This is a genomic window from Nitratireductor aquibiodomus (genome assembly GCF_900105565.1).
GTDB classification, from domain to species: domain Bacteria; phylum Pseudomonadota; class Alphaproteobacteria; order Rhizobiales; family Rhizobiaceae; genus Nitratireductor; species Nitratireductor aquibiodomus.
On record NZ_FNSL01000001.1, the window covers coordinates 620,497 to 646,851 of the forward strand.

27 protein-coding genes are annotated in these 26,355 nt (G+C 60.4%); 16 read left to right on the plus strand and 11 right to left on the minus strand.

Going from position 1 to position 26,355, the window contains the following annotated elements; translation table 11 throughout:
- Positions 1-76 precede the first annotated feature (76 nt).
- Complete coding sequence (locus tag BLW55_RS02990; RefSeq protein ID WP_090326588.1) at positions 77-1,030, minus strand: alpha/beta fold hydrolase; 954 nt, start codon at positions 1,028-1,030, stop codon at positions 77-79.
- Positions 1,031-1,077: 47 nt separating this feature from the next.
- Here BLW55_RS02990 and BLW55_RS02995 point away from each other — a divergent pair, with 47 nt between their 5' ends.
- Positions 1,078-1,530 (plus strand): MarR family winged helix-turn-helix transcriptional regulator, encoded by a 453-nt coding sequence (locus BLW55_RS02995; RefSeq protein WP_025030722.1) that lies wholly within the window; start codon positions 1,078-1,080, stop codon positions 1,528-1,530.
- Between the two features lie 30 nt (positions 1,531-1,560).
- Here the strand turns inward: BLW55_RS02995 and BLW55_RS03000 are convergent, their stop codons facing one another.
- Positions 1,561-2,403, minus strand: a complete 843-nt coding sequence (locus BLW55_RS03000) for an AraC family transcriptional regulator (protein WP_025030721.1) — start codon at positions 2,401-2,403, stop codon at positions 1,561-1,563.
- A gap of 108 nt (positions 2,404-2,511) precedes the next feature.
- Between BLW55_RS03000 and BLW55_RS03005 the strand changes: the two genes are divergently transcribed.
- Together BLW55_RS03005 and BLW55_RS03010 are read left to right on the plus strand one after the other, a co-directional pair.
- Positions 2,512-3,714: an MFS transporter gene (locus BLW55_RS03005; protein WP_090326590.1), complete on the plus strand. Its 1,203-nt coding sequence runs from the start codon at positions 2,512-2,514 to the stop codon at positions 3,712-3,714.
- Positions 3,715-3,733: 19 nt separating this feature from the next.
- On the plus strand, positions 3,734-4,084 hold the full coding sequence (locus BLW55_RS03010; RefSeq protein WP_007008158.1) for a VOC family protein: 351 nt from the start codon (positions 3,734-3,736) through the stop codon (positions 4,082-4,084).
- 6 nt (positions 4,085-4,090) lie between these two features.
- On the opposite strand, the gene BLW55_RS03015 is transcribed toward BLW55_RS03010, so the two are convergent.
- Positions 4,091-4,720, minus strand: a complete 630-nt coding sequence (locus BLW55_RS03015; protein WP_090326593.1) for a pyridoxamine 5'-phosphate oxidase family protein — start codon at positions 4,718-4,720, stop codon at positions 4,091-4,093.
- Positions 4,710-5,063, minus strand: a complete 354-nt coding sequence (locus tag BLW55_RS03020) for a gamma-butyrobetaine hydroxylase family protein (RefSeq protein ID WP_007008160.1) — start codon at positions 5,061-5,063, stop codon at positions 4,710-4,712. Before BLW55_RS03020 ends, BLW55_RS03015 begins: the two co-directional genes overlap by 11 nt.
- Before the next feature lie 174 nt (positions 5,064-5,237).
- Between BLW55_RS03020 and moaA the strand changes: the two genes are divergently transcribed.
- From moaA to BLW55_RS21080, 10 genes are all read left to right on the plus strand, one after another.
- Positions 5,238-6,242, plus strand: coding sequence for a GTP 3',8-cyclase MoaA (gene moaA / locus BLW55_RS03025; RefSeq protein WP_244509153.1), 1,005 nt, complete (start codon positions 5,238-5,240; stop codon positions 6,240-6,242).
- 251 nt (positions 6,243-6,493) lie between these two features.
- Positions 6,494-7,444 (plus strand): DMT family transporter, encoded by a 951-nt coding sequence (locus tag BLW55_RS03030; RefSeq protein WP_370671648.1) that lies wholly within the window; start codon positions 6,494-6,496, stop codon positions 7,442-7,444.
- 112 nt (positions 7,445-7,556) lie between these two features.
- Positions 7,557-8,762 (plus strand): multidrug effflux MFS transporter, encoded by a 1,206-nt coding sequence (locus BLW55_RS03035; protein ID WP_007008164.1) that lies wholly within the window; start codon positions 7,557-7,559, stop codon positions 8,760-8,762.
- A gap of 9 nt (positions 8,763-8,771) precedes the next feature.
- Entirely contained in the window at positions 8,772-9,395 is a 624-nt protein-coding gene (gene mobA / locus BLW55_RS03040; RefSeq protein ID WP_090326600.1) for a molybdenum cofactor guanylyltransferase MobA, read from the plus strand.
- Positions 9,392-9,910, plus strand: a complete 519-nt coding sequence (gene mobB / locus BLW55_RS03045; protein WP_090326603.1) for a molybdopterin-guanine dinucleotide biosynthesis protein B — start codon at positions 9,392-9,394, stop codon at positions 9,908-9,910. Before mobA ends, mobB begins: the two co-directional genes overlap by 4 nt.
- A 161-nt stretch (positions 9,911-10,071) precedes the next feature.
- Positions 10,072-10,857: an ABC transporter substrate-binding protein gene (locus BLW55_RS03050; protein ID WP_007008167.1), complete on the plus strand. Its 786-nt coding sequence runs from the start codon at positions 10,072-10,074 to the stop codon at positions 10,855-10,857.
- Between the two features lie 163 nt (positions 10,858-11,020).
- The gene (locus tag BLW55_RS03055) at positions 11,021-11,734 is read left to right on the plus strand and encodes an ABC transporter permease (protein ID WP_007008168.1); all 714 of its coding nucleotides are present in this window, start codon (positions 11,021-11,023) and stop codon (positions 11,732-11,734) included.
- A complete protein-coding gene (locus tag BLW55_RS03060; protein WP_090326605.1) occupies positions 11,731-12,555 on the plus strand; it encodes an ABC transporter permease in 825 nt (274 codons plus the stop codon). The genes BLW55_RS03055 and BLW55_RS03060 overlap by 4 nt, the downstream gene beginning before the upstream one ends.
- Positions 12,556-12,591: 36 nt before the next feature.
- Positions 12,592-13,461 carry an NAD(P)-dependent oxidoreductase gene (locus BLW55_RS03065; RefSeq protein ID WP_090326608.1) on the plus strand — a complete coding sequence of 290 codons (870 nt, stop codon included), beginning with the start codon at positions 12,592-12,594 and terminating at the stop codon, positions 13,459-13,461.
- 9 nt (positions 13,462-13,470) lie between these two features.
- Positions 13,471-14,079 carry a DUF3299 domain-containing protein gene (locus BLW55_RS21080; RefSeq protein WP_090326612.1) on the plus strand — a complete coding sequence of 203 codons (609 nt, stop codon included), beginning with the start codon at positions 13,471-13,473 and terminating at the stop codon, positions 14,077-14,079.
- On the opposite strand, the gene BLW55_RS03075 is transcribed toward BLW55_RS21080, so the two are convergent.
- From BLW55_RS03075 to BLW55_RS03090, 4 genes are all read right to left on the minus strand, one after another.
- The gene (locus BLW55_RS03075; RefSeq protein WP_025030713.1) at positions 14,034-14,528 is read right to left on the minus strand and encodes an Lrp/AsnC family transcriptional regulator; all 495 of its coding nucleotides are present in this window, start codon (positions 14,526-14,528) and stop codon (positions 14,034-14,036) included. The genes BLW55_RS21080 and BLW55_RS03075 overlap by 46 nt on opposite strands.
- Before the next feature lie 99 nt (positions 14,529-14,627).
- A complete protein-coding gene (locus tag BLW55_RS03080) occupies positions 14,628-15,254 on the minus strand; it encodes a uracil-DNA glycosylase family protein (protein ID WP_177175008.1) in 627 nt (208 codons plus the stop codon).
- Between the two features lie 10 nt (positions 15,255-15,264).
- Positions 15,265-15,876 (minus strand): glutathione S-transferase, encoded by a 612-nt coding sequence (locus BLW55_RS03085; RefSeq protein ID WP_007008174.1) that lies wholly within the window; start codon positions 15,874-15,876, stop codon positions 15,265-15,267.
- A gap of 7 nt (positions 15,877-15,883) precedes the next feature.
- Positions 15,884-16,444 (minus strand): thermonuclease family protein, encoded by a 561-nt coding sequence (locus BLW55_RS03090; protein ID WP_090326614.1) that lies wholly within the window; start codon positions 16,442-16,444, stop codon positions 15,884-15,886.
- A gap of 333 nt (positions 16,445-16,777) precedes the next feature.
- On the opposite strand from BLW55_RS03090, the gene BLW55_RS03095 reads away from it, so the two are divergent.
- Positions 16,778-18,082, plus strand: coding sequence for a sensor histidine kinase (locus tag BLW55_RS03095; protein WP_244508970.1), 1,305 nt, complete (start codon positions 16,778-16,780; stop codon positions 18,080-18,082).
- Positions 18,083-18,105: 23 nt separating this feature from the next.
- Here the strand turns inward: BLW55_RS03095 and BLW55_RS03100 are convergent, their stop codons facing one another.
- The gene (locus tag BLW55_RS03100) at positions 18,106-19,161 is read right to left on the minus strand and encodes a nicotinate-nucleotide--dimethylbenzimidazole phosphoribosyltransferase (protein ID WP_007008176.1); all 1,056 of its coding nucleotides are present in this window, start codon (positions 19,159-19,161) and stop codon (positions 18,106-18,108) included.
- Between the two features lie 45 nt (positions 19,162-19,206).
- Between BLW55_RS03100 and BLW55_RS03105 the strand changes: the two genes are divergently transcribed.
- Complete coding sequence (locus BLW55_RS03105; protein ID WP_007008177.1) at positions 19,207-19,440, plus strand: DUF1289 domain-containing protein; 234 nt, start codon at positions 19,207-19,209, stop codon at positions 19,438-19,440.
- Between the two features lie 2 nt (positions 19,441-19,442).
- Entirely contained in the window at positions 19,443-20,144 is a 702-nt protein-coding gene (locus BLW55_RS03110; RefSeq protein WP_007008178.1) for a retropepsin-like aspartic protease family protein, read from the plus strand.
- 58 nt (positions 20,145-20,202) lie between these two features.
- On the opposite strand, the gene BLW55_RS03115 is transcribed toward BLW55_RS03110, so the two are convergent.
- Together BLW55_RS03115 and BLW55_RS03120 are read right to left on the minus strand one after the other, a co-directional pair.
- Positions 20,203-23,007: a DUF7507 domain-containing protein gene (locus BLW55_RS03115; RefSeq protein ID WP_090329868.1), complete on the minus strand. Its 2,805-nt coding sequence runs from the start codon at positions 23,005-23,007 to the stop codon at positions 20,203-20,205.
- Between the two features lie 725 nt (positions 23,008-23,732).
- Positions 23,733-26,345 carry a DUF7507 domain-containing protein gene (locus BLW55_RS03120; protein WP_244508971.1) on the minus strand — a complete coding sequence of 871 codons (2,613 nt, stop codon included), beginning with the start codon at positions 26,343-26,345 and terminating at the stop codon, positions 23,733-23,735.
- Positions 26,346-26,355 lie beyond the last annotated feature (10 nt).

Consider the following 26,355-nt stretch of genomic DNA (forward strand, 5'->3'; position numbering starts at 1 on the left):
CTCAATCACAACCAGAATAACAGGTCTCAGCCGCAGGGTCGCGGGGTGATCGATAAAATTGTTATGAAATTGAGGTTCAATCGCCGACTGGTAAACAATCTTCTAAAGGCATGGCGGCAGCAGGCTCAAGTCGCCGCTCTCTGCGTGTCGCGACGAAAGCCGCAACGCGCGCTGCAATGCCGGGATCGGCAAGTATCCGGCGATGCCCCAGACCGGGCGCCCAAACCAGCGAAACATGCGTGCCCGCGTCGCCCATGGCCCTTGCATTAGATGCAGGCACTTCCTTGTCCTCCGGAGCGTGAACGATCAGTGCCGGCAGCCGCACCTCCCGCAGCTGTTCCGCCGCGACGAACGCCTTCAGGGGCGTTCCGGCAATGGCCTCGACCCGGCCTTCGAACGCCTCTTGCGTCTTCGGTCCAAGGCCCACAAAGGCACCGAACTGGGAAAAGAGATCGGGCAGCGCGTTCGGCGAAGCAATGGTCACCAGTCGTCGAACGGAAACCGGCGGGACGCCGGCGACAGAGCCGGCAATCGCATTAAGCGCGACCGCCCCGCCGAAGGAGTGTCCCACCATGGCATCAAACGGTCCCAGCCATTGCGCCACGGCGCTCACCGCCCCAACCGCCTTGGGGATATTAAGAATGCGTCCGCCCGAGACGCCATGTCCCGGAAGATCCATGGAAACAACGCGAAAGCCGCGCTGAAGCAGTGCCTCAACGACCACGCGCATGTGCTCGGTACGCGAGCGCCAGCCGTGAAGAACAAGAACCGCCGGACCGTCACGACGCGCACCCCAGTTCGTAAACTCATAGGCAACAACCGCGCCATGCGTCGTCGTCAGCGGATGTTTGCGTGCACGACGCATGAAGTCTTTCGACTGGGCGAGAACGCGCCTTTCCTTCTCCGTCAGCCGCGTCGGGCTGGGTGTTCGGCAAAACACCCCAAACGCCATGCGACCGCCGAGACTTGGCGCGACATGTTCGAGTGTGCCAAAAAGGCTCTTCAGGATGCGCAGGCCGAAACGAGTCATGGTGGAAACCCATATAATGTTCAAGCGTGAACAAAGTTAGTTCAATCATGAACAAAATACAAGAACTCCCGTGGGACAATCCGCGTTTTCGCACATGGATCGCCGTGGCGCGCGCGGAGAAAGCCATTGTCCGGGCACTCAGCAAGGCGCTCGAACCACTCGGCCTCAAGATTGCGCAGCTTGACATGCTGATGAATCTCTATCGCCACCCGGGGCAATCCCAGCACGATCTTGCGCGTCGCCTGCTCGTCGGGCGCTCCAACATCACCATGCTGCTGCCGCAACTGGAAACGCAGGGGCTGGTGCGCCGTGAAAGCGACGCCAACGACCGGCGAATCTTACGGCTTTACCTGACGCAGGACGGTGAAGAGCGATTGATGGAAGCGCTCGCCGTTTACACCAGGCTGATCGACCGCGTGATGGCCCAGTCGACGCCGGAGCAATGCGAGGCCATGGGCGAGCAGATGCGCCGCATCAGTGAAGCGCTCGCTGAAGACTGAACAACGGCTTTTTCAGGAAACGCGGCCGCTTCACTGTTCCCCATCCGCTGCCGGAACATTCAGATAGTTGCGTGGCGAAGCCCCCAACATCCTCTTGAACATCGTCGTGAAGGCGGCCACGCTCTCATAGCCCAGGTCCAGCGCCACGTTGGTTACAGCTTCGCCGCTCGCCAGCCTCGGCAAAGCAGCAAAAAGGCTGGCCTGCTGGCGCCAGAGCGACAGGCTGAGCCCGACCTCCTGCTTGAAACGGCGGGTGAAGGTGCGGCGGCTCATGCCCGCCGAATGCGCCCACTGATCGATCGTTACGCGGCTTTCCGGCGCGTCAAGAAAGGCGCGGCACATGCGTGCGAGCCGCGGATCAGAGGGAAATGGCAGCCCCAGCGGCAGCTCCGGCAAGCGCGGAATCTCATGCATGATGAGTTCATAAAGCAAGCCGTTGCGGCCCGTCGGCCGGGCAACATGCGGCAAAGGCGCCACCTCCTCCAGAAGGCTGCGCATCAATGGTGTGATGCCGACCACACGCGGTCTTGCCGGCAACCCTGAAATTGCCTCGGGAAGCACGTAAACCGACTGCATGCGCACATCGGTCATCATTTCGACCGCGTGTTGGATACCCGGTGGAATCCAGATCGCCTGCCCTGCCGGCACCATCCAGTGTCCGAAGCCGGTCTTGACCAGAACCACGCCGCTGCTTGCGTGAAGGAGCTGCCCACGGCTGTGGCGATGGATGGGCACCTGAACATGTGCCAATTGCGCAATCTCGCCAACAACCAGATCGCCCTCGACCTCCTCAAGCCAGTTGCGTCGCTTTTCGTCGTCGACGGGACGATCGGTATTGAAAACCACCGTACTGGGGCTGCGCGGAGAATTCATTTGGCCCACTTGCAAAAAAAGTAGACCAAATCACCAAGGCAGGTCATTTGCAAGAGGCGTATAAGCGGCTGCTGTCTTGAGGGCGGCCTCTTCTCATGGAGCATTGACGTGACCGATACCACCGCCAACCGGCCCTCCACGCCGGCAGAACAGACCGCCTTCGCGGTCCTGCTTGCCGTCAGCTTCTGCCACATGCTGAACGACATCATGCAGTCCATGCTTGCGGCCATCTATCCAATGCTGAAGAGCGATTACGGGCTGGATTTCTGGCAGATCGGCCTTCTAACCATGACGTTCCAGGTGACGGCGTCGCTGCTGCAGCCGGCGATCGGGCTGACCACCGACAAGAAACCCATGCCCTACTCGCTGCCCGTCGGCATGGGATCGACCTTTATCGGACTTCTGCTTCTGGCGACGGCCGCCAACTACTCGCTGCTCCTGGTTGGCGCGATGTTCGTCGGCCTGGGCTCGGCGATCTTTCATCCCGAATCCTCGCGCGTCGCCCGTCTTGCCTCGGGTGGTCGATACGGCCTGGCACAGGCCGTCTTCCAGGTGGGCGGCAATGCCGGCACCGCCATCGGCCCGCTGCTCGCTGCCTTCATCGTCGTGCCCCGGGGCCAGGGCAGCGTCGCCTGGTTCTCGCTCGCGGCACTGCTCGGCATGATCGTCCTGTGGCGCGTGAGCGCGTGGTATGCGGAGTACCGCCAGCGCACCGCCACACGTGCAGCACCTTCTCCGGCTCTCACCCTCCCACGCGGCAAGATTGCCATGTCTCTGGCGATCCTAGTCTCACTGGTGTTCGCCAAAAATGTCTATATGGCCGGCATTTCCAGCTACTATACGTTCTTTCTGATCGAAAAATTCGGCGTCAGTGTCCAGCAGTCGCAGATCCTGCTTTTCGTTTTCCTTGGCTCGGTTGCCGCCGGCACCGTGCTGGGCGGGCTGATCGGTGACCGTATAGGTTCCAAGACGGTCATCTGGTTCTCCATCCTCGGGGTGCTGCCCTTCACGCTGGCACTGCCCTATGCGAATTTCTTCTGGACCCCGATCCTCACCGTTGCCATTGGCCTTATCCTCGCATCCGCTTTCCCGCAGATCGTCGTGTTCGCACAGGAGCTGCTGCCGGGCCGCGTGGGCATGGTCGCCGGCATGTTCTTCGGCTTTGCCTTTGGGCTTGGTGGCCTTGGCGCAGCCGTGCTCGGGATTATCGCAGACAGGACCGGGATCGAGTTCGTCTACCAGATCTGTTCCTACCTGCCGTTGCTCGGCCTGTTGACGGTGTTTCTCCCAAACCTCAAGAAGGCAGGCTGAACCCAAAGGGAGACACGTCGTGAAAGTAAAACGCATTGTCGCCAACATCGCTTCGGATCGGGTCGGGGAAGCGAAACGATTCTACGGCGATGTCCTCGGGCTCGACACGCTGATGGACCAGGGCTGGATCGTGACCTATGGCGCTCAGGAAAAGACGCGCCTGCAGGTGAGCGTCATGTCACAGGGTGGATCGGACACCCCCGTGCCCGACCTTTCCATCGAAGTGGATGACCTCGATGAAGCGCTTGAACGGGTCGAGAAAGCGGGCTTCCCAATCGAATACGGCCCTGCAGAGGAACCGTGGGGCGTGCGGCGCTTCTACACCCGCGACCCCTTCGGAAAGCTGGTCAACATTCTGACCCATCGCTGAGGCGGGTCACCACATCGTCTTCCCGGCGCGATCGGGCCATTCACTGTCATAGGCCTCACCGTCGATCTCCCTGCGGCTCGTCGCCTGAAGAATCTGTCCGGGCGTCGGCAGATTCTCGGGGTTCGCATGCTTTGCACCGTTCCAGAGATCGGAGCGGACAATCGCCCGCGCACACTGGAAATAGGCCTCGTCCACTGAAAGCACGATGACTGAGCGCGGTGCGGCTTCGTCTATGGCAAAGGAGGCACATAGTTCCGGATCAATTGAAAGCCTGGCCCGCCCGTTGACGCGCAGGGTCGTGCCCGATCCCGGAATGAGGAAGAGAAAGGCCGCCCGTTCGTCACGAACGATATTGCGCAGCGAATCCGCACGGTTGTTGCCACGACGGTCCGGCATCATCAGCGTTTTCTCATCGTGAATACGCACGAAGCCGGACCTGTCACCGCGCGGCGAGCAATCGATTCCTTCCGGCCCTATGGTGGCGAGCGCCACAAAGGGCGACGCATCGATCAGTTTTGCATATTCCGGTATCACCCGGTCCGTCACCTTGACCAGCGATGCCTTTCCGGGCGTACCGTAGAGCGCCTCAAGCGCGTCAATCGACGTGATGGTGTACGCGTCCGCCTCAGATGTCACGGCTCAACCCCTTCTCCTCCAGTTCATCAAGATACCCCTGCCATCTGGCATCCTTCTGCGTGGCCAGTTCATGCAGATAAACCCAGGTGAAAATACCGCTCTGATGTGCGTCACTGAACACGAGGCGCACGGCATAATTGCCCACCGGCTCCGCCCGAGCGATGGTCACATGCCGCTTGCCGGGAACCGTTATACGCTGCTCGGGTGAGTGCCCCTGCACTTCGGCCGAGGGGGAGAGCACCCGCAGCATTTCCGCCGAAAGTTGCACCGGTCCGAGATCCGGGAACAGAACCGTCATCACCGAACGGTCCTTTGAAACACGCAGTTCCTTGGGAGGCTTCATCCGTCACCACCTTTCGCCCGTAGACCTATTCAGCTTTGGTCCAAGTGAAAAGCCCTTCCCTGCAATTGCCCGGGCAATTGCACAAATGCTAGCCTGCAGCGCTTGAACAGTGAGCACTATGTGACGACATAACAGGGCAAGGTCCTGATGAAGAATGCCAGCGAAAGCGAGCCTATGACGCAGAGCACCATGATCGATCCTTTCGGGCGCACCATAGACTATCTGCGCGTTTCGGTAACCGACCGCTGCGACTTCCGGTGTGTCTACTGCATGGCGGAGGACATGACCTTTCTTCCCAAGCGTGACCTGCTCAGCCTTGAGGAACTGGACCGCCTCTGCACCGTCTTCATTGAAAAAGGCGTGCGGCGCCTGCGCCTGACCGGCGGCGAACCACTGGTACGCAAGAACATCATGCATCTGGTGCGCCAGATCTCACGACATCTGAAATCCGGTGCGCTCGACGAACTCACGCTCACCAGCAACGGATCGCAGCTCGAACGCTTTGCCGGCGAACTGGCCGATTGCGGCGTGAAGCGCATCAACGTCTCGATCGACACGCTCGATCCGGACAAGTTCCACGCGATCACGCGATGGGGCCGGCTTGAAAAGGTGATGCGCGGCATTGAGGCGGCGGAGGAAGCCGGTCTGAAGATCAAGCTCAACACCGTGGCACTCAAGGGTTTCAATGAAGACGAGATTCCCGACATGCTGCGTTGGGCGCATGGGCGCGGCATGGACATGACCGTGATCGAGACGATGCCCATGGGCGAGATCGATGCCGACCGGACGGATCAGTATCTTCCTCTGTCGCTCCTTCGCGCGCAACTGGAGCGGCAGTTCACGCTGAAAGACATTCCTTTCAAGACAGGTGGTCCGGCCCGATATGTGGAAGTCGCTGAAACGGGCGGCAAACTCGGCTTCATCACCCCGATGACGCATAATTTCTGTGAAAGCTGCAACCGCGTCCGCATCACCTGCACCGGCATGCTCTACATGTGCCTCGGTCAGGATGATTCTGCCGATCTGCGCGCTGCCCTCAGAGCTTCGGAAGGCAATGAGCTTCTGGCCGAGGCAATCAACAATGCCATCGCCCGCAAGCCCAAGGGACATGACTTCGTCATCGACCGGCGCACCAGCCGTCCCTCGGTCTCCCGGCACATGAGCGTCACGGGCGGTTAGGGCATTTTGCAGTCAGGTGGAATCACCTGACGTCCGCACAAATGCGGTAGATCAGATGACAGAGCAGAGCGGCGTTTCCGTGTAACGGTGAACCGCTCCAGGACTGGATCGCCAGTTTTCGGCAACGAACCAATTGCCAAGTCCATAAGGTATACTTAGCATCAGAACCTGTTGTGGAGGTGGGATTCGTTTTTCACCAAAAACCGTAGGAACTCGTTCAACGTAGACATGCGCCCCCAAGGGTCTGGGACGTGTCCGGCGTTGTGCATCGCGGGGTGGTCGTGTCGTTTTCGCCGAATGCGCGCGGTGCGCTTTTTATGTCCATTGCAATGGCCGGCTTCACCGTTAATGACGGTCTGACCAAGCTCGTTGCCGAAGCCATGAACATGGCGCAGGTCATGCTGGTGCGCGGGGTTATGGCGACACTTGTCATGCTGCTGCTCGCCTGGCAGTGGAAAGCAATGAAAAAGCCGCGCGCAGTCCTGCACCCGATGGTGGCGCTGCGTGTTGCAGGCGAGACCGGTGCCACAATATGCTTTCTTTCGGCCCTCGCACATATGCCGATCGCCAACCTCGCCGCTGTCATGCAGGCGCTTCCGCTGGCCGTTACACTCGGAGCAGCCTTCTTCCTGAATGAGCCTGTGGGCTGGCGCCGCTGGAGCGCAATTATCGTTGGTTTCATCGGCATATTGATCATCATCCGGCCTGGCTTCGACGCTTTCAACGCCTATTCGCTTTACGGCGTCGCTGCGGTTGCATTCGCCACCATGCGGGACCTGACGACCCGGAAGATTCCGTCCGAGATACCCTCGCCGATGATTTCCACGGTAACGGCTGCATCGGTGACCATCGCCGGTGCAGTCCTGCTCGTCCCCTATGGAGGATGGTCCCCCATGAGTGGAGCAGACTTCGCCATTCTTGTGGGCGCCACCTTATGCATTGTCTGCGGCTATCACTTCATCGTCCTGTCGTTGCGGGCCGGCGAGCTCTCCTTCATCGCCCCCTTCCGCTATACCGCCCTCCTGTGGGCCATCGGCCTTGGCATCGTGCTTTTTGCCGATTGGCCCGATCGCGTCATGATGGCCGGTGCTTTTCTGGTGGTGTGCTCGGGTCTCTATACGCTCTACCGCGAACAGGTCGTCAACCGGACGAAGCCTGCCGCCAGGAGCACAGGCCCCGGCATGGCCACGGAAGGCACATGAAGATTTCAACCATTCATTCAAAACCATCCGACTGGCTCGGATCCCATTCCAGCGCGCGCCAATTCCGGCCTGCACGCGCCGACGATTGATTACGCAAGGTTCGCAAGACGTTATGGAAAAATTCTTACCCCGCTCCGCCACGCCCCCTCATATCGTCACACTGGTTATCGCAACTGCGACGGCAGCGGTCTCGATGAACGTGTTCCTTCCGTCCCTCCCGGGTATGGCGGAATATTTCAGGGCGGATTACGGCGTCGTCCAGCTGGCAGTTTCGCTCTATCTCGCCGCCACCGCCGTTCTGCAACTGGGCATCGGCCCGGCCTCCGACCGCTTCGGTCGCCGCCCAGTCATGCTCACCTGCTTTGTCATCTTCATTCTGGCCACCATCGCCGCACTGGTCGCGCCCAACATTACGGTCTTCCTTATCTGCCGGGTGATGCAGGCATTCGCTGCAGCAGGCATGGTCCTGTCCCGCGCCATCGTGCGCGACACGGTGGGCGCTGATGAGGCTGCCAGCCGCATCGGCTACATCACCATGGGCATGACGCTCGCTCCGATGCTCGGTCCTCTGATCGGCGGTTTCCTCGATGAACTCTACGGCTGGAAGGCAGCGTTTTACCTGATCCTGGGTTTCGGGCTGCTCTCTCTTCTCATCGTCTATCTTGATCTCGGAGAAACGAACAACACACCGTCCAGTAGCATGACCGCTCAGGTCAGAAACTATCCCGAGCTCTTCCGGGCCCGGCGTTTCTGGGGCTACACGGCGACAGCCGCCATGGCCTCGGGAGCGTTTTTCGCCTTTCTTGGCGGCGGCCCATACGTGGCGACCGAAATCCTCGACCTCACCCCCTCGCAATACGGGATGTATTTCATCCTGATCTCGGTGGGGTACATGATCGGCAACTTCCTTTCCGGTCGCTTTTCGAAGCGGATCGGCATCAATCCGATGATGCTGGCGGGCAATACTCTGGCATCTCTTGGGCTTGTCCTCGCGCTGGTCCTCTTTGCGGTCGGCTTCTTCCATCCCATGTCGCTTTTCGGCCCGTCATTCTTCGTCGGGATCGGCAATGGCATGACCATGCCGAACGCCAATGCCGGTATCGTCAGCGTCCGGCCGCACCTGGCCGGCTCCGCCTCGGGCCTCGGCGGAGCGCTGCAGATTGGCGGCGGCGCCGCACTCTCGGTGATCGCCGGCGCTGTCCTTTCGCCCGAATCAGGCCCGTTTCCGCTGATCTGGGTAATGCTCGTATCCTCCGTACTCGCCATCGCCGCATCGCTCTACGTGATCTATGTTGCCAGGCAGGCGGGAAACATCTGAGGCCGAGCGATGAGAAAGGGCATTGTAGGGGTAATCCTGGCGGGCGGAACGGCACGCCGCATGGGCGGTGGCGATAAGGGACTGCTGCGCCTCAATGAGAAAACGGTCATCCGATCGGTCATCGACAGGCTCTCGCCACAGGTCGACCGTATTGCCCTCAATGCCAATGGCGACCCTGAAAGGTTTGCGACGCTCGGGCTTGAGGTGATCGCCGATCCGGTTCCTGAGCCCGTTGGTCCTCTGGGAGGCGTGCTCGCGGCACTGCAGTGGGTGAGAAGCGCCGTCCCCGAGGCCTCGCATGTTGCAACGGCGGCAGCGGACACCCCCTTCTTTCCTCGCGATCTTGTTGCGCGCCTTGCAGATGCCGCGGGGGCATCTTCGGTTCCGGCCATCGCCAGAACCAGCGGCAGGCTGCATTCTGTCTTCGCCCTCTGGCCTGTTGAACTTGCCGATGATCTCGCCCGGTATCTTGTCGAAGGCGGTAGTCGCCGCGTCACCGCCTATGCGTGCGATCTCCACAACGCTGCCATCGTCGACTTTCCGTGTGCGCCCGGGGACGATCCGTTCTTCAACATCAACACGCCTGACGACCTTGAAAGGGCGCGCGAAAGACACCGGAGGGAAACACCGTGAAACAACCGGTTTTCGGCATTGTCGGCTGGAAGAATTCGGGCAAGACCACCCTGACCGCAGCCCTTGTGACGGAGTTGACGAAACGCGGCTTCAGGATAGCCACCCTGAAACACGCCCACCATACGTTTGATATTGACCATGAGGGCACGGACTCCTTCCGTCACCGTGCCGCCGGTGCGCAGGAGGTTGCAATCGTTTCAGGCAGACGCTGGGCGGTTATTCATGAGCTGGCGGAGGAGCGGGAGCCGACACTGCAGGAAATGCTCGCACGCCTCTCCCCATGCGATCTGGTGCTGATCGAAGGTTTCAAGCGCGAAAATCACCCGAAACTGGAATGTCGCCGGCAAGACACCAGAGACCACAGCTTTCTGGCGACGACCGACCCGGGGATCGTGGCGGTGGCGACGGACCACGACACCGAAAGCCAGACCCTGCCGCAATTCGCTCTCGGCGATATCGATGGCATTGCCGACTTCATCATCAGCCATACCGGCATCGGAGGAGAAACGCACTAAGGCCAGTGCCTGATAGCAGGGGTCCAGGCGCGCGCATTCATTGCATGGGACCAGTCACCTTTAAGGTTGCAATTTGAATCGGATCGGTGGGAGTATCCGGCTTCAAGTTCCGCTCTGGCACGCAGCCGGCAGCGGTAGATAATAAGATGAGAGGAACCAGAATGCGTATTTCAAGGCGTATCGCGCTCGCACTGCCTGCAGCAGCTTTGGCACTGGCAGTGGGCTCCGCCCATGCCCAGGACATGATGAAGCTCAAGATCGGTACCGAAGGTGCCTATCCCCCCTTCAACAACCTGACCGCGGACGGTTCTCTTGAAGGTTTTGACGTTGATATCGCCAAGGCACTCTGCGAGGAGATGAAAGCTGAGTGCGAATTCGTGACACAGGACTGGGACGGCATCATTCCGGCCCTTCAGGCTGGCAAGTTCGACGCCATTGTCGCCTCCATGTCGATCACCGAAGACCGCAAGAAGCAGGTCGACTTCACCAACAAATACTACAACACCCCGCCGGCACTCGTTGTGCCGAAAGAGTCTGACATCGCAGGCATCTCGCCGGAGGATCTCGCCGGCAAGGTCATCGGCGCACAGGGTGCAACCACACACGCGAATTTCGCCGAGACCACCTTTTCCGACAGCGACGTGAAGGTCTATCCGACCGCGGAGGAATACAAGCTCGATATGGTCAACGGACGGCTTGATGCCGTCATCGACGACATCATCGTCCTGCAGGAATTCCTCGACAGTGATGACGGCGCTTGCTGCAAGGTTCTCGGCACGCTTACACCGCGTGAGGATATCTACGGGCCCGGCATCGGCATTGCCGTGCGGCAGGGCGAAGACGAACTTCGTGAGAAGCTGAATGCCGCGATCACGGCAATCCGTGAGAATGGAAAGTACAAGGAAATCAACGACAAGTATTTCTCGTTCGACGTCTACGGCGATTGAGCGCCTTTGCGATGTCCTGATTGATACTGCCGCAGGCGGCCGGACCCGGGTGTTCGGCCGCCTGTATTGCATACGGTTCTGGAAATAGCGCCGGAATGAAAAGGAAAATCGCCAATCCGCAAAGGGATGCCGGGTCAGGCGGTTCGGACAGGGATTTTGGGAGATGGAAAGGGTTTGGACCCTTTTGAGTTTTGGCCCGGAAGGCTGGGGCGATGACATCGCCAAGGGCGTTCTTCTGACGGTGTCGCTGGCACTGGCCACATTACCATTGGGACTGGCGATCGGCTTTTTCGTCGCTTTGGGCAAGCGTTCCAGCGACAAGGCACTACGCCTGGCAGCCAACATATACACAACGATTTTCCGTGGACTGCCGGAGCTGTTGACGCTGTTCCTCGTGTTCTACGGTGCACAGATCGGCCTGCAGCAGCTTGTGCGCCTCTTCAATCCGGACGCCAGCATCGAAATCAACGCGTTTGTGGCGGGCATGGTGGCGCTCGGCGCGGTCTTCTCTTCCTACGCAAGCGAAGTGTTTCTCGCTGCGTTTCGGGCAATCCCGCAGGGACAGTATGAGGGCGGTCACGCCATTGGCCTCTCGAACGCGCAGACCATGCGCCTGATCATCCTGCCCCAGCTCATCAGGCTGGCCCTGCCGGGCCTTTCCAATCTCTGGCTGATCCTCCTGAAAGACACCGCGCTTGTTTCCGTGATCGGCCTTGCCGACATACTGCGCCAGACCGGCATTGCCGCGCGCGTCACCAAGGAGGCGTTTCTGTTCTTTGGCATTGCATGCCTGCTTTATCTCGCTTTGGCCATGCTCTCCTCGATCGCCCTTGGCATCATCGAGAACTGGACCAAACGCCATGGAGCGCAGCGATGAGTGCAGATATACAAGCAACCGTTGAGCGCCCGCCCGTCGCCAGACAGGGTTGGACGAGAGCCCGGACAATCGGTGTGATCCTGCTCGCGATCTGGGCAGTCCTCGGGCTTGCCGTCCTCGGCTTCATGATCAACGCCTGGGACCCCGACATCTTCACCCGTTACGCGCCGCGCTATCTGTCCGGCCTTTGGGTCACCATCCAGCTTGTCGCTGTTTCGGTTTTTCTCGGTGCGATCCTTTCCGTGCCTGTCGCGCTTGGGCGTGCATCAAGAAACAGGTTCATTGCCGCCCTTGCCTATGCATATGTCTATTTTTTCCGCGGAACGCCCCTGCTCGCCCAGACATTCCTGGTCTATTATGGCCTGGGCTCTTTCAGACCCGAGCTTCAGGCGGTGGGGCTGTGGACGTTTTTCCGGGAGGCCTGGTACTGCGCCGTCTTCGCTTTCACCCTCAACACCGCCGCCTACCAGGCCGAAATCCTGCGCGGGGCGATCGAGAGCGTCGGCAAGGGCCAATGGGAGGCCGCGTCGGCACTGGGCCTCTCCAGCTTCCAGACCGCCCGCAAAATCATCATTCCGCAGGCGCTGATTGTCGCGCTGAGACCCTATGGCAACGAGATCATTCTGATGATCAAGGGCTCTGCCATCGTCGCAATCATCACGGTTTACGACCTGATGGGCGAAACACGGCGCGCCTACGCTCGCACATTCGACTTCCAGACTTACATCTGGGCCGCCATCATCTATCTTGGCATCGTCGAAATCCTGCGCAACACGATAGACTGGATAGAGCGTCGTATCACCAAGCATCTGAAGCGCTGACACTTAGAACACGCATATCAGGGAGAAAATTTCCGAATGGCAGACGTCGCATTCATCGGGCTCGGGGTCATGGGATATCCGATGGCCGCGCATCTTCAGAACAAGGGCGGGCACAAGGTCACGGTCTATAATCGCACCGCCGCGAAGGCGCAGAGCTGGGTCAAGGAGCATGGCGGCGCGCACGCCCCCACGCCTCGGGAAGCCGCTGCCGGCAAGAACTTTGTCTTCGCCTGCGTCGGCAATGACGATGACCTGCGCTCGGTGACGCTCGGCGAGGACGGCGCCTTCCAGAGCATGAAAGAGGGCGCAGTCTTCATCGACAACACCACCGCTTCCGCTGAAGTGGCACGTGAACTCGCCGAAGAAGCGCGGAAGCGCGACTTCGGCTTCATCGACGCGCCCGTATCCGGCGGTCAGGCCGGCGCCGAAAACGGTATCCTGACGGTCATGTGCGGTGGCGAGGAAGCGGTGTTCGAAAGGGCAAAGCCTGTGATCGAGTCCTTCGCCCGGATGGTCGGACTGATGGGCCCGGCCGGTGCCGGGCAACTCACCAAGATGATCAACCAGATCTGCATCGCCGGGCTGGTGCAGGGGCTCGCTGAAGGCATTCACTTCGGCCAGAAGGCCGGGCTCGACATCGAGAAGGTCGTCGACGTGATTTCCAAGGGTGCGGCCGGCTCCTGGCAGATGGAAAACCGTCACAAGACCATGAACCAGGGCACGTATGATTTCGGCTTCGCGGTCGACTGGATGCGCAAGGACCTCGGAATCTGCCTTGCCGAGGCCGACCGCAACGGTGCAAGCTTACCTGTCACCGCTCTGGTGGATCAGTTCTACAAGGATGTCCAGAAGATGGGGGGGCGCCGCTGGGATACGTCCTCCCTGCTCGCCCGCCTGGCAAAATAGGAGCAGACAATGACTGGCCGGTGCGCGGCATTTCTCGCAACAACCCTCGGCGCGCTCTCTGCACCGGCCCTCATCGCCTCACCCGCCGCCGGTTCCGAAACCGCGCCGCAAGCGGGGTCGGCTCGCCCTGTCGAATGGGCTGCCCTTGCTTCCCCGGACCCAGAAAATCCGCAAAGCTTGGCAGCCAGCAAACTGAGCGGCCAGACGATCAGCCTTTCCGGCTACCTCCTCCCTGCCGACCGCGAGGGCGAACTGGTCTACTCGTTCATGCTGGTGGCGCGCCGAGGCGCCTGCAGCCACATGCAGCAGCCGCCACCCAGCCAGGTCATCCGGGTCGTGCCATCAACCCCTTACCGCCTGAGCTCCAACTACGAGCCGGTGACGATAACCGGCGCACTGCGGCCCGGTCTGGAGAAAACCCAGCTTTTCATTTTGGATGGCGCAGCAGTGATAACGTCCGGCTATACGGTAAGGGGTGCCGGGGTGAGCCCGAACAGAACCTTTCCTGGACTGCAGACACCCTCCCCGGACAATCCATGGCATCGCGTTGTCAACGGCGCGAGATCGTCCAGTCAGCCGCCATTGGTACCCCCGGAATCCTTGTCCAGAACGAGATAGTCGAGCGGCAGCTCGGTCGTGTATTTGATCTGCTCCATTGCGAAGGTGGATGAGACATCGCGGATTTCGATCTTGGCAATCAGCCTCTTGTAGAAGGCGTCATAGGCGGCGATATCCGGCACCACGACGCGCAGCAGATAGTCCACATCGCCGCTCATCCGATAAAACTCGACCACCTCGGGAAACTGCTGGATCACCTCGGAGAAGCGCTTCAGCCATTCATGGCTATGCATGTTCGTGCGGATCGACACGAACACATTGACCCGGGCATTGACCTTTTCCGGATCGAGCACCGCCACACGCCGGCGAATGACGCCTTCTTCCTCCAGCTTCTGGATACGCCTCCAGCAGGGTGTCGTGGACAGACCGACCTTTTTTGCAACATCGGCTACGGCAAGGGTCGAATTTTCCTGCAACAGGCGCAGGATCTTGCGATCAAGGCGATCCATGATGAACTCCGGAGAAAATGATTTCCTAAAATGACAAGAGAAACCCAAACCAACAAGAAATTTTTTGCTCCGCAAATGAGAACCGCGATCAGATATTCCTCATTTATCTGAAAGAAGCCGATGAATTTCCTCACGAAGAACAGGCAACAGATCGCGTTCAAACCAGAGATTCCTTTTCAGCCACCCCGTGTTGCGCCATGAAGGATGCGGCAGTGGCAGAACGCGTGGCTCCAGGTCGAGCGCCAGCAACCGGCGCCAGTCGCGCACCGTCTCGGTGAGGGTTCTGGAACGCTCGCCGCCCAGGTGCCAGGCCTGCGCATACTGGCCAATAACGAGAACAAGTTCGATCTGCGGCATTGCTTCCATCAATTGCGCACGCCAGGCCGGCGCGCACTCCCTGCGCGGCGGCAGATCCCCACCTTTGGCATCGAGCCCGGGAAAGCAGAACCCCATCGGGGCAATGGCGAAACAGGATGGGTCGTAAAATGTCGGGCGATCGACGTCGAGCCAGTCTCGCAGCCGGTCTCCCGACCGGTCATCGAACGGTAGACCGGAAGCGTGAACCCGTGTTCCTGGCGCCTGCCCCGCAATAAGAATCCGTGCGCTGCGCGAGCCAACGACGACCGGCCGCGGCTCGTGCGGCAACGGTCTAACAGCCGGCTCCTCAACACAAATCCGGCACGCACGAATGCGCGTCAGCAGCGTTTCAAGCCGATCATTCTGCACGTCCGTACGCTCAGGCCCTGGCGCTCGGTCGCCCGGCAACCGTGTGATACCAGCGCATAAGGTGATCGAGCCCGTCCGGGACTGTCAGGCGTGCGAGCTTCATGAAATCGATGCTCACAAGCCCTGTGATATCGGCAATCGAATAGTCCTCGCCGGCTATGAATGGACGGTCGGCCAGTGCCTCATCGAGATAGGAGAGGAACTCAAGGGCCTTGGGCTTATTGGCTTCACCCCATGCCGCGACTTGCGGCACCTCCCATTCCTTCATGGCCGGATGAAGATGCCGGAAGGCCTGTGCAATGGGATAGAACAGGTGCATCTCCACCCGGCGCTGCCACATTTCCACAGTCGCAACTCCAAGCGCTCCCGTGCCGAAAAGCGCGGGTTCCGGGTGAAGCGCCTCGAAATAGCGGCAGATCGCAACGGTTTCCGTCAGCACCGTGCCGTCGTCCAGTTCCAGAACGGGCAAGCGCTGCAGGGGGTTAAGGCGGGTCAGCGTTTCAGATTTGTGCTCCAGCGCGCCCATGTCCACCGGTTCGATGGGCACTTCAATGCCTTTTTCCGCCAGGAAAATCCGCACGCGCCGCGGATTGGGCGCCCTGCCGCCGTCGTAAAGCTTCATGATCCAATCACCCTTCGCCTGAAAACCACTCCACAAACCTGTCCCAAAGGCGCTTAAGCAGATCGCCATCCGCCGGACGCGGCTCGCTCTGATGTTCAACACGCCAGTCATGCGGGGCCTCGAAACCGCCGGCCCATATGCCGCGCCGTGCCCGGCGCGCTTCTGCCTCGGCCCCGTCGTAAGCGCCATAGGCCAGCGCCCAGCCAGCCGCAACAAGCGCTTCGCCGATATCTTTCCCGTTCACCTTACAGCGGGCCAGAAGACGATCATAGCGGTCGCGCTCATAGCCTTCACACACCACCTCTGCGCCTGCCACTAACCGGCGCAGCGCCCGAAGCGCCTCTCGCCCGCAGGCGTAGTCCTGCCCGTCGCGGGTGCAGCTTTGCTGGAACTCAGGCGCATCGATGCCTTCAAGACGAATACGTTCACCGGCAACCGTCAGTGTATCGCCATCATGCACAATGACCTGACCGCTTAGCGTCTGGCTGCCAATACGCTGAAGCCGGTCGACCAGAAGCGCTATTCCGCCCAGCAGCAGCAGGGTCAGCAACAGATCCGTCAGGCGCATGGACCGGCGGCCGCGTTTCCGCGCGTTTCGGCGGCCTCTCATCTTTTGAAGGGTCTCTTAATCATTCACGAATAGGTTGAGCGGTGAATAGCGGGAATTCAAACGGGTTATGGTGCCGGAAGCGTCAAAATCGGCCGACAAGTTCATTGTGGACCGCACCAAGCCGCATCGCAACAGCAATGTGGGTCTTGCCGTGCGCCGCACGCGCGACCGGCTGTCTCAAAGCCTCGGCCCGCCAGATTTCAACCGCGACATGCTCAAAATGCACGCGCGCGCCATTCTCTCGAACGCCATCAAGCCAGTCCTGCTGATCCTGGCGATCAGCCTCGGGGGGTGTATTTCGGGCTTGATCTGCAGATCACGTGCCTGTGGGCACTCGCCTGCCTTGCCGGTTACCTGCCGCTCTTCTTGCTTGCGCGCCGTCTCGAGGGAATGCCGGAAAACGAAATTGAGGTCACGCGGACACGGCAGTGGCTTTTTGCCGCCCATTTCGCCAGCGGCCTCGGATGGGCCTGTTTCGCGTTTCTGCCTCTTCCCGTCGGCATGTTGTCAGAACCGCAGATCATGCAGGGTGTCTTTCTGCTTCTCGTCATCGCAGGAACGGCAATCGTGACGGCGACACTAGGTGGCGCTCTGGTTGCGGCTTTCGCACTGCCGGTCTGCCTGTTCGCCTTCAGGGTGAGCAGTGAACCCACAATGGGCACATTGATGATGGGACTGGTCCTGGCTGCATCGCTGCCCTTCCTCGCCTATGTCGCGCACCATCGAAACCGCGCTGCGTTGACCCTTCTCTCATTCCAAAGCGAGAAGAATGCGCTCGTGGGCGAACTGGAAACGGCCAAATCCATGTCGGATGAGGCGCGGCGGCGTGCCGAAGAAGCCAACCTGGCGAAATCTCGGTTTCTTGCGTCGATGAGCCATGAGCTCAGAACCCCCCTGAACGCAATTCTCGGCTTCTCCGAGGTCATGGCCAATCAGGTTCTGGGTCCGCTGGAAAATGCGACCTATCGCGACTACGCCAATGACATTCACAGTTCCGGCAAGCACCTGCTTAGCCTGATCAACGAGATACTCGACCTCTCGCGCATTGAGGCGGGGCGCTATCGGCTCAATGAGGAGCCGCTGTCACTCGGCGCAATCGTCGAGGACTGCTGCCGCCTCATGGAAATGAAGGCACGTGGCAAGGACATCTCGTTCAGGCTCGATGTGGAGCCAACCCTGCTGCGGCTTTTCGCCGACGAGCGTGCCGTCCGCCAGATCACGCTCAACCTTCTTTCCAACGCCATCAAATTCAGCCCGACAGGGAGCTCCGTGCACATCCGGGTCGGCTGGACGGCTGGAGGCGGACAATACATCGCCATCAAGGACAACGGCCCGGGCATACCGGACGACGAACTTGCCGTGGTTCTCTCGGCATTCGGACAGGGATCCATTGCCATCAAAAGCGCGGAACAGGGCACCGGCCTCGGCCTGCCAATCGTTCAGGGACTGGCAGCGTTGCACAATGGCGTTTTCGAACTGAACTCCAGGCTGCGTTCCGGGACCGATGCGATTGTTGCCTTCCCGCGTTCACGCGTGATGGAAGAGCTTCCCGCCGTTCCCACCGAGCGCAGGCGCGCATCGGGTGGCGGCACTTGACACCCCCTTCCCGACCCCACGGCTCACCCCATACGCCTGGCGACCTCCGCGACCCCGCCGGCCAACGCGGCGGCTGATTTGAGAAGACCAGCCGCGACAGCGCCAGCACACCCTGCCTCACCGGAAAACTCCAGCTCAAGGAGTGGCTTAAGCGCAAGCTGTTCGGCTGCCCATATCTCAAGCGGGCTATTCGAACTCGCAAGGACGCAATGAGAAATTGCGTGTGGTGCCAGCCGGTAGAGCACCGCCGCTGCGGCCAAAGCCGGCAACCCGTCGAGAACAACGGGGATGTTCTGCACGCGGGCTGCGAGAATGGCACCCGTAAGCGCTGCAATGTCCCGCCCGCCCAATCGCCGCAGCACCTCGAGCGGATCACTCAGGTGGTCGGCATGGAAGGAAATCGCTTCAGACACGATGTTCCTGTCCGCAGCACCCACCTGTTCCGGCTTCCCATTCAGAAGCGCGAGAAGAATTGCACTTGCGGCAATCGCAGCCTGTGCACCCAAAGCCCCGACACACAGAAGGTCGGCGCCCTCAGCCGTGGCTTCCATGCCGAACGCGATCGTGGCCGCACAGGAGCGTTCGTCCAGAGAGGCATCCTCGCGGATGTCATTCGATGGCAGGTCTAGCGCCAGATCGAACACATTCAGGGAAAGATCGCCTGCGACGCATAGATGCGACACCGCAGCAGCGCCCGCAGCAACCGCATCGACGCGCACGCGCTGCTGAGGAAGCGCATCCTCCGCGAAGCCGTGGGTTGCGGCATAGAGCGCGACGCCGGATTTGCCAATCAGCGGCGGCACCGCCCCGCGGGTACGTGCAAGCCATATGCCGAGTTCCTGCAGACGCCCCAGCGCGGTCCCCGGGTAGCCGGCCCGCGCGAATGCCTGTGTCATCGCTTCAGCCAGGGTGTCGTCAGGCGTTTCGAGTTGGGAAAGCAGGGAGCGGACGTCGTCGAAAGGCATTCCGGAGAAGGACATGAACAATGGTTCCCGATTGGTGTCGGAAACGAGATAGCCACCAAGCGCATCAAGCGCAATGGTATAGCGGCCGCACTGGTGGCTTGCGTCGGCAGGCACAATACCCCATGTCTTGGGGCCAGGGCTAAGAATGCTGGAAGGATCATGGCCGACATCAAATCCCCCTGCATCCTGGTATGCGCGATCGATATGAAGTCGGGCTACTGTTTCGGTTGCGGGCGCACGCGCGACGAAATTGCCGGCTGGCTCACCATGTCGCCACGGGAGCGCGATACCGTCATGGCTGAACTTCCCGCGCGTCTTGAAACCGTGGAGCGCAGACCGCGCCGAGAAACGCGGCGCGCACGCCTTACCCGCCAGCGCGCGGAGGGACAATAGCCATGCGGCTGTTCTGGATTTCCATGGCCATACTGGGGAGCGGCCTGATTCTGCTGATCGCCAATCATGATTCCGGCACGGTACTGGGACTTGAGAGCTCCGCCTTCGCCTCGACCCTCTATATGGGGCTCTGGGCTGCCGTTCTGATCGTCGGGATACTGGGCTCGGGCCTGCGGATCGGCGAGATGGCAAGAACGCTCGCCTTCTGGGTTTTTCTGCTTTTGGCTCTGGTGGCCATTTATCAGTACCGCTACGAACTGCAGGATGTAGCAAGCCGCGTTACAGCCGGCCTCATACCGGGCACCCCGGTGTCGGCAGTGGGTAGCGACGGACGGGCGCAGGTGATGGTGGAGCGTTCCGCCAGCGGCCATTTCGAGGTCGTCGCGGATGTAAATGGTACCGGCCTGCGCATGCTAATTGATACAGGCGCCAGCAGCATCGTTCTTTCGGATGCGGATGCGCGCTCGGCAGGCTTTGATCCTGAAGGATTGCAATTCCAGACACCAGTTGCCACCGCAAATGGCACCGCGCTGGTTGCCCGCGCCCGCGCGGCGGAAATTCAGGTGGGATCCATTGTGCGGAGCAATCTGCCGGTTTACGTCGCGCAGCCGGGACGCCTTGACCAGAGCCTGCTTGGAATGAGCTTCATCAACACGCTGGCCGGCTTCGAACTTCGCGGCGACCGCATCATTCTTCGGGATTAAGGGTAAGACCGGCACCGGTGGATGAACACCCGGAGCGACGTCCGGGTGTTCATTGGCGCTACTTGTAGACCGCGTCACGAGTTTGCACCGGACGGCGACTGGCCGCACTCAACATCCTGGATTCAATCTCCAGCCGATAGCGCCCGCCAACGTCCCGCCATTCGCTTGCGATGAGCTTGCGCAGCGCATTGATACGCCTTTTCGCCAGCCGCTTGCCTTCACCGCCTTCGGCATAGACCAGACGCAGAACCGAAGGCTCGTGCTCAAGCAGGGCGATCAACTGGGACACATGCCCCTGCCAGTCGGACATCAGGCTGTGCGACCCCCGCACAAACGCCGCATCGGTGAGATCAAGCCGCACCACCCGGCCAATGGACGCACCGAACAGGAATTCGGACGCCTTGCCCGCCGTCAACCGGACCACGCGCGGGTTCTCCGTCGTCAGACGGTATCCCGATGGCAGCGATCGCGGATCAAGCTTCATGATGTAGTTCGTGCCGATCCGCTGGTCAGGAAGGTCCGCACAGGCCACATGAAAGCGCCCGTGATCGTCCGCCGTCAGCAGCAGGCCCTTCACCGTCGCAACCCGCACACCCGCCAGACCCGGTTCGCCTGCATCCTGATACCCGTTGCGGTTCCGGTCGTCGAACACCTTGCCAAGAATGTCGCCGCAATCGAACAGGGCTTCCACCACCACCTCTACGGTTGCTGTGGCAACCCGGGAGATTGCTGCGCCCGAAAGATCCTCAACCCAGGTTCGGTTCACATATTCTCCAGGCTTTGCGGCCGAGGTCACACCAAGCTCGAGATCGATCAGGACCTCTCCTCCAGCGGGAAGCGTGACATTCTCGAATGTCAGTTTTCGTGCCTCCGCTGTGGGCGCAACAGGACTGCCATCCAGCAGAGCCGAACCACGCACAAAGGTCAGACCTGATGGCGTCATGTCGATGATGTTGACAGTGCTTTCTCCCGAAAACCCGAGAGACTTGACGCGGATCGTGTATGGGACACGGCCACCGCGATGAACTTCCGCCATCGGCGTCATCTTGCTGATCGCATAGCCTGGCAGATCGACCGCCGCTTCAGCTTCGGGTGAGATCACCTCCTGCCCCAAGGGATCCTTGCCTGTTGCCGTTGCCGTGTTCTTCACACCGCCTTCGATACCCTGCGCCCCATCGATATCATCCTGTGTTACCGTATAGGTCGCTGTGAACGTAGCCGTCTGTCCAGACGCCAGCTCCTCGCTGGACGGTGTGAAAGATGAAAGTTCACCACTGCCGGGACGGTCATTAAAACGGGGGCCCGGATCGGCAGGCACGACGTCAGTGACAGTCACATTGCCGTCGTTCGTAACCTTGAACGTGTAGACGATCGTGTCCCCGGGCTCGGCAAACTGCCCCTCGGCTCCCTGGAACTCTCCCGTTTTTTCGATTGCCAATGAACCGTTGTGCGGCAGCGGAGTGGGTGTTGGATCGTCAGGCTCCCCGTCGCCTTCGACATCGACGTCGGCCATTTCGTCCGGGTCGTCCGATATGTCGGCGAGCGGCGTGCTGTTGGGGGCCATGGCATCCACACTCGCCGTTGCGACAATCCCGCCGGCATCAATATCGGCCTGCGTCAGCGTATAGGAAGTCGTGAATGTCGTCGTGTCCTCACCGCCTGGGGCAAAACTGGACAGACTGGTTCCCGGAAGTGCTACCGGTATCGAGGTTTGCGACGAATTTGCCGTAACCTCCAGTGAAGCAATGACGATATTGTCCAGCGTCACATTGCCGGTATTGCGGATCACAAAGGAATAGGTGACCGGTTCTCCGACGTCCGGATAGCCATTTCCATTCGTGTCGGTCCATTCATCGATCAGGTCCACTTCGATCCCCGGTTTCGGCTCGAACGAGACCACCGTCGGATCGCCCGGGACGCCCTCCAGCGCCCTCGACAGCCGGTCCACATCGTTCCCCTGCGGGTCCTTCGCGGTCGCTTCCCCGAGATTCTCGACATAGCCGCGGTCGATATCCTCCTGCGTGATCGCATAGGCGCCCGTCAGGTCGGATCTGCTCTCGTCCGGCCCCAGCGAGGCGATCGGGCTGCCCGAAACCGGGGTCTTGTCATCCTCGACAACGACATCCGTCAGCGTTACGTTGCCCGTGTTCTCGATCGTGAACGTGTAATTGATCAGTTCCCCGGCATCCGCCTGACCATTGCCGTTGAGATCTTCCAGTTCCCCCTGCTTGATGAAATCATAGTCGGGATTGGGCGGGATCGTCACCGTGGTCGGGTTCTCGTCCACATTCGCCGTGTCGCTGGAAATATCGTTGAAGAGGTTCCCGCGCTCGTCGGTTCCCTCGGCCGTAGCCTGATTGGACAAGCCTCCAGCATCCACATCTTCCTGCGTCAGCGTGTAAGTCGCTGTGTAGGTGGCTGTTTCCCCTTCGGTCAACATTCCTTCCGGCGAGCCGCCACTGGCAGAAACAAATGTCGGTCCGCTATCCAGGGTCAATGGGGTGCCGTCGGCCCGTTCAAGAACGTCCTCGCTGATCGAAACGTCGCTCAGTGAGCCGATGCCCTGGTTCTCAACCGTCATCGTGAAAGTCAGAACGTCGCCAGCCTTATCGCCTTCCGAAACCGTCTTGATGATCTCGGCGACCTCAGAACCCAGAACGAAGGCCGTCATACAGGCGCCACCGTCGGGATTGTAGGAACCAATGGTCAAGGGCTGCGACGTGGATTGCGCGGTAAACACGAACGCCTGCTGGTTCCAGCCGCTTTCAGCGGGGTATTCGAGGTCTGTACTGACTCCAGTTGTCGAAACGGTCAGGCCTCTACAGGCACCGTAGGTGCCCGTCGACCACGGCGCCGCAAACATCGGCACGCGATACTCCCGACCCACCTCGAGATTTGTCATCGTTGTCGAAATGGTTTCGTTGTGAAACGAGGTAAAGGTTGTGTGGCCATTCGGAGTTACAGGGATTGGGCCCCCGTTCCAGGGCGCACCCGTCAGAGCGTTGGTTGTCCTGTTCGAACAATCCGGCGTGCCAGAACCGACAGTCCACCCAGGCGGTGTACGGTTCGCACCATAGGTGCAGGGTGATGTTGGCGGAATATCCTGCGCATTCGCCGACCCGTTGGAAAATGCAAGCAGTCCGAGCGCCAGCAAGAGTGAAAGCGCAATCGCGCAAACCGCAGACCGCATCATGCCATATGCCGTGCGCATGCTTTGGCTGGTGGAGTTCCTGCGCCTCCACGGCGGCGGCTTGACCGCCCCGCCAAGCCGGTTTGAAAAGAGCCTGCAAGAGCCCCCTAAAAACCGTTGAAAGGATTCCAATGTGCTTTCCGCTCTCTGCGGTTCAAGCAAGATCGTCTGGAGATTCTCGAACATGACAAGCCTCGTCATACCATCGTCCACGGTTCGGTTTCTGATTGGGCCTTCTTCGGCCAGACGCGGAAACGGGAGACACAGACATCGCGCGCAAAGGTGGCAACGAACTGTCCGAGCACTGGGACAGATAAACGCGAAACGTAAGTTACGGAGGGGTATTCATACTGTTGCGGCAAACATTTACTCTGAGTGCCACTGACCTGCGCAGGCCGCTACTTGTAGACCACGTCACGAGTTTGCCCCGGACGGCGACTGGCCGCACTCAACATCCTGGATTCAATCTCCAGCCGATAGCGCCCGCCAACGTCCCGCCATTCGCTTGCGATGAGCTTGCGCAGCGCATTGATACGCCTTTTCGCCAGCCGCTTGCCTTCACCGCCTTCGGCATAGACCAGACGCAGAACCGAAGGCTCGTGCTCAAGCAGGGCGATCAACTGGGACACGTGCCCCTGCCAGTCGGACATCAGGCTGTGCGACCCCCGCACAAACGCCGCATCGGTGAGATCAAGCCGCACCACCCGGCCAATGGACGCACCGAACAGGAATTCGGACGCCTTGCCCGCCGTCAACCGGACCACGCGCGGGTTCTCCGTCGTCAGACGATACCCCGATGGCAGCGATCGCGGATCAAGCTTCATGATGTAGTTCGTGCCGATCCGCTGGTCGGGAAGGTCGGCACAGGCCACATGAAAGCGCCCTTGGTCGTCTGCCGTCAGAAGCAGGCCCTTCACCGTCGCAACCCGCACACCCGCCAGCCCCGGTTCGCCTGCATCCTGATACCCGTTGCGGTTCCGGTCGTCGAACACCTTGCCAAGAATGTCGCCGCAGTCGAACACCGCCTCAACCACCACTTCGACAACGGCCTCGGCAATCCTCGACAACACCTCACCGGAAAGGTCCTCGACCCAGGCCTGGTTTACATATTCACCGGGTTTTGCCGCCGAGGTCACAGCGAGCTCCAGATCAATCAGCACCGCCGTGTTCGCAGGAAGTGCAACATTCTCGAATGTCAGCTTCCGCCCCTCCGCTTTCGGCGCAACAGGACTCCCGTCCAGTTGCGCGGATCCACGCACAAAGGTCAGACCCGGCGGCGTCATATCGACAATGTTGACTGTGCTTTCTCCTGCCGAACCAAGTGATTTCACCCGGATCGTGTATGGAACTCGGTCACCCCGCCGCACCTCTGCCATCGGCGTCACCTTGCTGATCGCATAGCCTGGCAGGTCGACCACGGCCATCGCATCAGGCGATGTTACAGCCTGCCCCAGCGGGTCCGTTCCGGTCGCCGTTGCCGTGTTCTTCACACCATCCTCGACACCCTGCGCTGCATCCACATCAGACTGCGTCACCGTGTAGGTCGCGGTAAACGTCGCGCTTTCTCCTGCAGCCAGTTGTGCGCTTGAGGGCGAGAACGGTGTCAGCGTTCCACTGCCCACGCGCCCGTTGAAGCGGGGACCCGGATCGTTGGGAGCCACATCGGTGGCGGTTACATTGCCGTCGTTCGTAACCTTGAACGCGTAGACGATCGTGTCCCCGGGCTCGGCAAACTGCCCCTCGGTTCCCTGGAACATTCCCGACTTCTGTAGCGCGAGGGAAACATTGTGCGGCAGCAGGGTTGGCGTCGGATCGTCAGGCTCCTCGTCGCCTTCGACATCAACGTCGGCCGTTTCGTCCGGGTCGTCCGATATGTCGGCGAGCGGCGTGCTGTTGGGGGCCATGGCATCCACACTCGCCGTTGCAACAATCCCACCGGCATCGATATCAGCCTGCGTCAGCGTGTAAGAGGTGGAGAAAGTTGTCGTGTCCTCGCTGCCGGGCAGAAAACTCGAAAGGCTCCCTGTGGGAACGGCAACCGAAGGCTGGGGCGCCGTTGTGTCCGGCCCAATCTGCAATGAGGAGAATGCGACGTTGTCCAGTGTCACATTACCGGTATTGCGAACCACATATGAATAGGTGACCGGTTCTCCGACGTCCGGATAGCCATTTCCGTTCGTGTCGGTCCATTCATCAATCAGGTCCACTTCGATGCCCGGTTTCGGCTCGAACGAGACCACCGTCGGATCACCCGGGACGCCCTCCAGCGCCCTCGACAGCCGGTCCACATCTTTGCCCTGCGGGTCCTTCGCGGTCGCCGTCCCCAGGTTCTCGACATAGCCGCGGTCGATATCCTCCTGCGTGACCGCATAGGTGCCCGTCAGGTCGGCTCTGCTCTCACCCGGCGCCAGCGAGGCGATGGGGCTGCCCGAAACCGGGGTCCTGTCGTCCTCGACAACGATATCCGTCAGCGTCACATTGCCCGTGTTCTCGAGCGTGAACGTGTAATTGATCAGTTCCCCGGCATCCGCCTGACCATTGCCGTTGGCATCTTCCAGCTCCGCCTGTTTGATGAAGTCATAGTCGGGATTGGGCGGGATCGCCACAGTGGTCGGGTTCTCGTCCATAGTCGCCGTGTCGCTGGAAATATCGTTGAAGAGGTTCCCGTTCTCGTCGGTTCCCTCGGCAGTAGCCACATTGGACAGGCCGCCAGCATCAATATCGTCCTGTGTCAGTGTGTAGGTCAGCGTGTAGGTGGCCGTTTCCCCTTCGGCCAGCGTGCCCTCGGGAGAGCCGGCCGAAGCGGAGACGAAAGTCGGCCCGCTGTCGGGCGTCAATGGCGTGCCGTCGGCCCGCCCGAGAACGTCATCGCTGATCGAGACATCGCTCAGCGAGCCGATGCCCTGGTTCTCCACCGTCATCGTGAAGGTCAGAACATCGCCAGCCTTCTCGCCTTCCGAGACCGTCTTGATGATCTCGATGACTTCCGCTCCCAGTGCAAAACTGATCACGCAGGCGGTG

Coding starts and splice junctions, on each gene's coding strand:
- BLW55_RS02990 (WP_090326588.1), bottom strand. CDS start 1,030: ATGACTCGTTTCGGCCTGCGCATCCTGAAGAGCCTTTTTGGCACACTC.
- BLW55_RS02995 (WP_025030722.1), top strand. CDS start 1,078: ATGAACAAAATACAAGAACTCCCGTGGGACAATCCGCGTTTTCGCACA.
- BLW55_RS03000 (WP_025030721.1), bottom strand. CDS start 2,403: ATGAATTCTCCGCGCAGCCCCAGTACGGTGGTTTTCAATACCGATCGT.
- BLW55_RS03020 (WP_007008160.1), bottom strand. CDS start 5,063: ATGAAGCCTCCCAAGGAACTGCGTGTTTCAAAGGACCGTTCGGTGATG.
- moaA (WP_244509153.1), top strand. CDS start 5,238: ATGACGCAGAGCACCATGATCGATCCTTTCGGGCGCACCATAGACTAT.
- BLW55_RS03035 (WP_007008164.1), top strand. CDS start 7,557: ATGGAAAAATTCTTACCCCGCTCCGCCACGCCCCCTCATATCGTCACA.
- mobA (WP_090326600.1), top strand. CDS start 8,772: ATGAGAAAGGGCATTGTAGGGGTAATCCTGGCGGGCGGAACGGCACGC.
- BLW55_RS03050 (WP_007008167.1), top strand. CDS start 10,072: ATGCGTATTTCAAGGCGTATCGCGCTCGCACTGCCTGCAGCAGCTTTG.
- BLW55_RS03055 (WP_007008168.1), top strand. CDS start 11,021: ATGGAAAGGGTTTGGACCCTTTTGAGTTTTGGCCCGGAAGGCTGGGGC.
- BLW55_RS03060 (WP_090326605.1), top strand. CDS start 11,731: ATGAGTGCAGATATACAAGCAACCGTTGAGCGCCCGCCCGTCGCCAGA.
- BLW55_RS03065 (WP_090326608.1), top strand. CDS start 12,592: ATGGCAGACGTCGCATTCATCGGGCTCGGGGTCATGGGATATCCGATG.
- BLW55_RS21080 (WP_090326612.1), top strand. CDS start 13,471: ATGACTGGCCGGTGCGCGGCATTTCTCGCAACAACCCTCGGCGCGCTC.
- BLW55_RS03075 (WP_025030713.1), bottom strand. CDS start 14,528: ATGGATCGCCTTGATCGCAAGATCCTGCGCCTGTTGCAGGAAAATTCG.
- BLW55_RS03085 (WP_007008174.1), bottom strand. CDS start 15,876: ATGAAGCTTTACGACGGCGGCAGGGCGCCCAATCCGCGGCGCGTGCGG.
- BLW55_RS03090 (WP_090326614.1), bottom strand. CDS start 16,444: ATGCGCCTGACGGATCTGTTGCTGACCCTGCTGCTGCTGGGCGGAATA.
- BLW55_RS03105 (WP_007008177.1), top strand. CDS start 19,207: ATGGCCGACATCAAATCCCCCTGCATCCTGGTATGCGCGATCGATATG.
- BLW55_RS03110 (WP_007008178.1), top strand. CDS start 19,443: ATGCGGCTGTTCTGGATTTCCATGGCCATACTGGGGAGCGGCCTGATT.
- BLW55_RS03115 (WP_090329868.1), bottom strand. CDS start 23,007: ATGTTTGCGGCGCCGTGGTCGACGGGCACCTACGGTGCCTGTAGAGGC.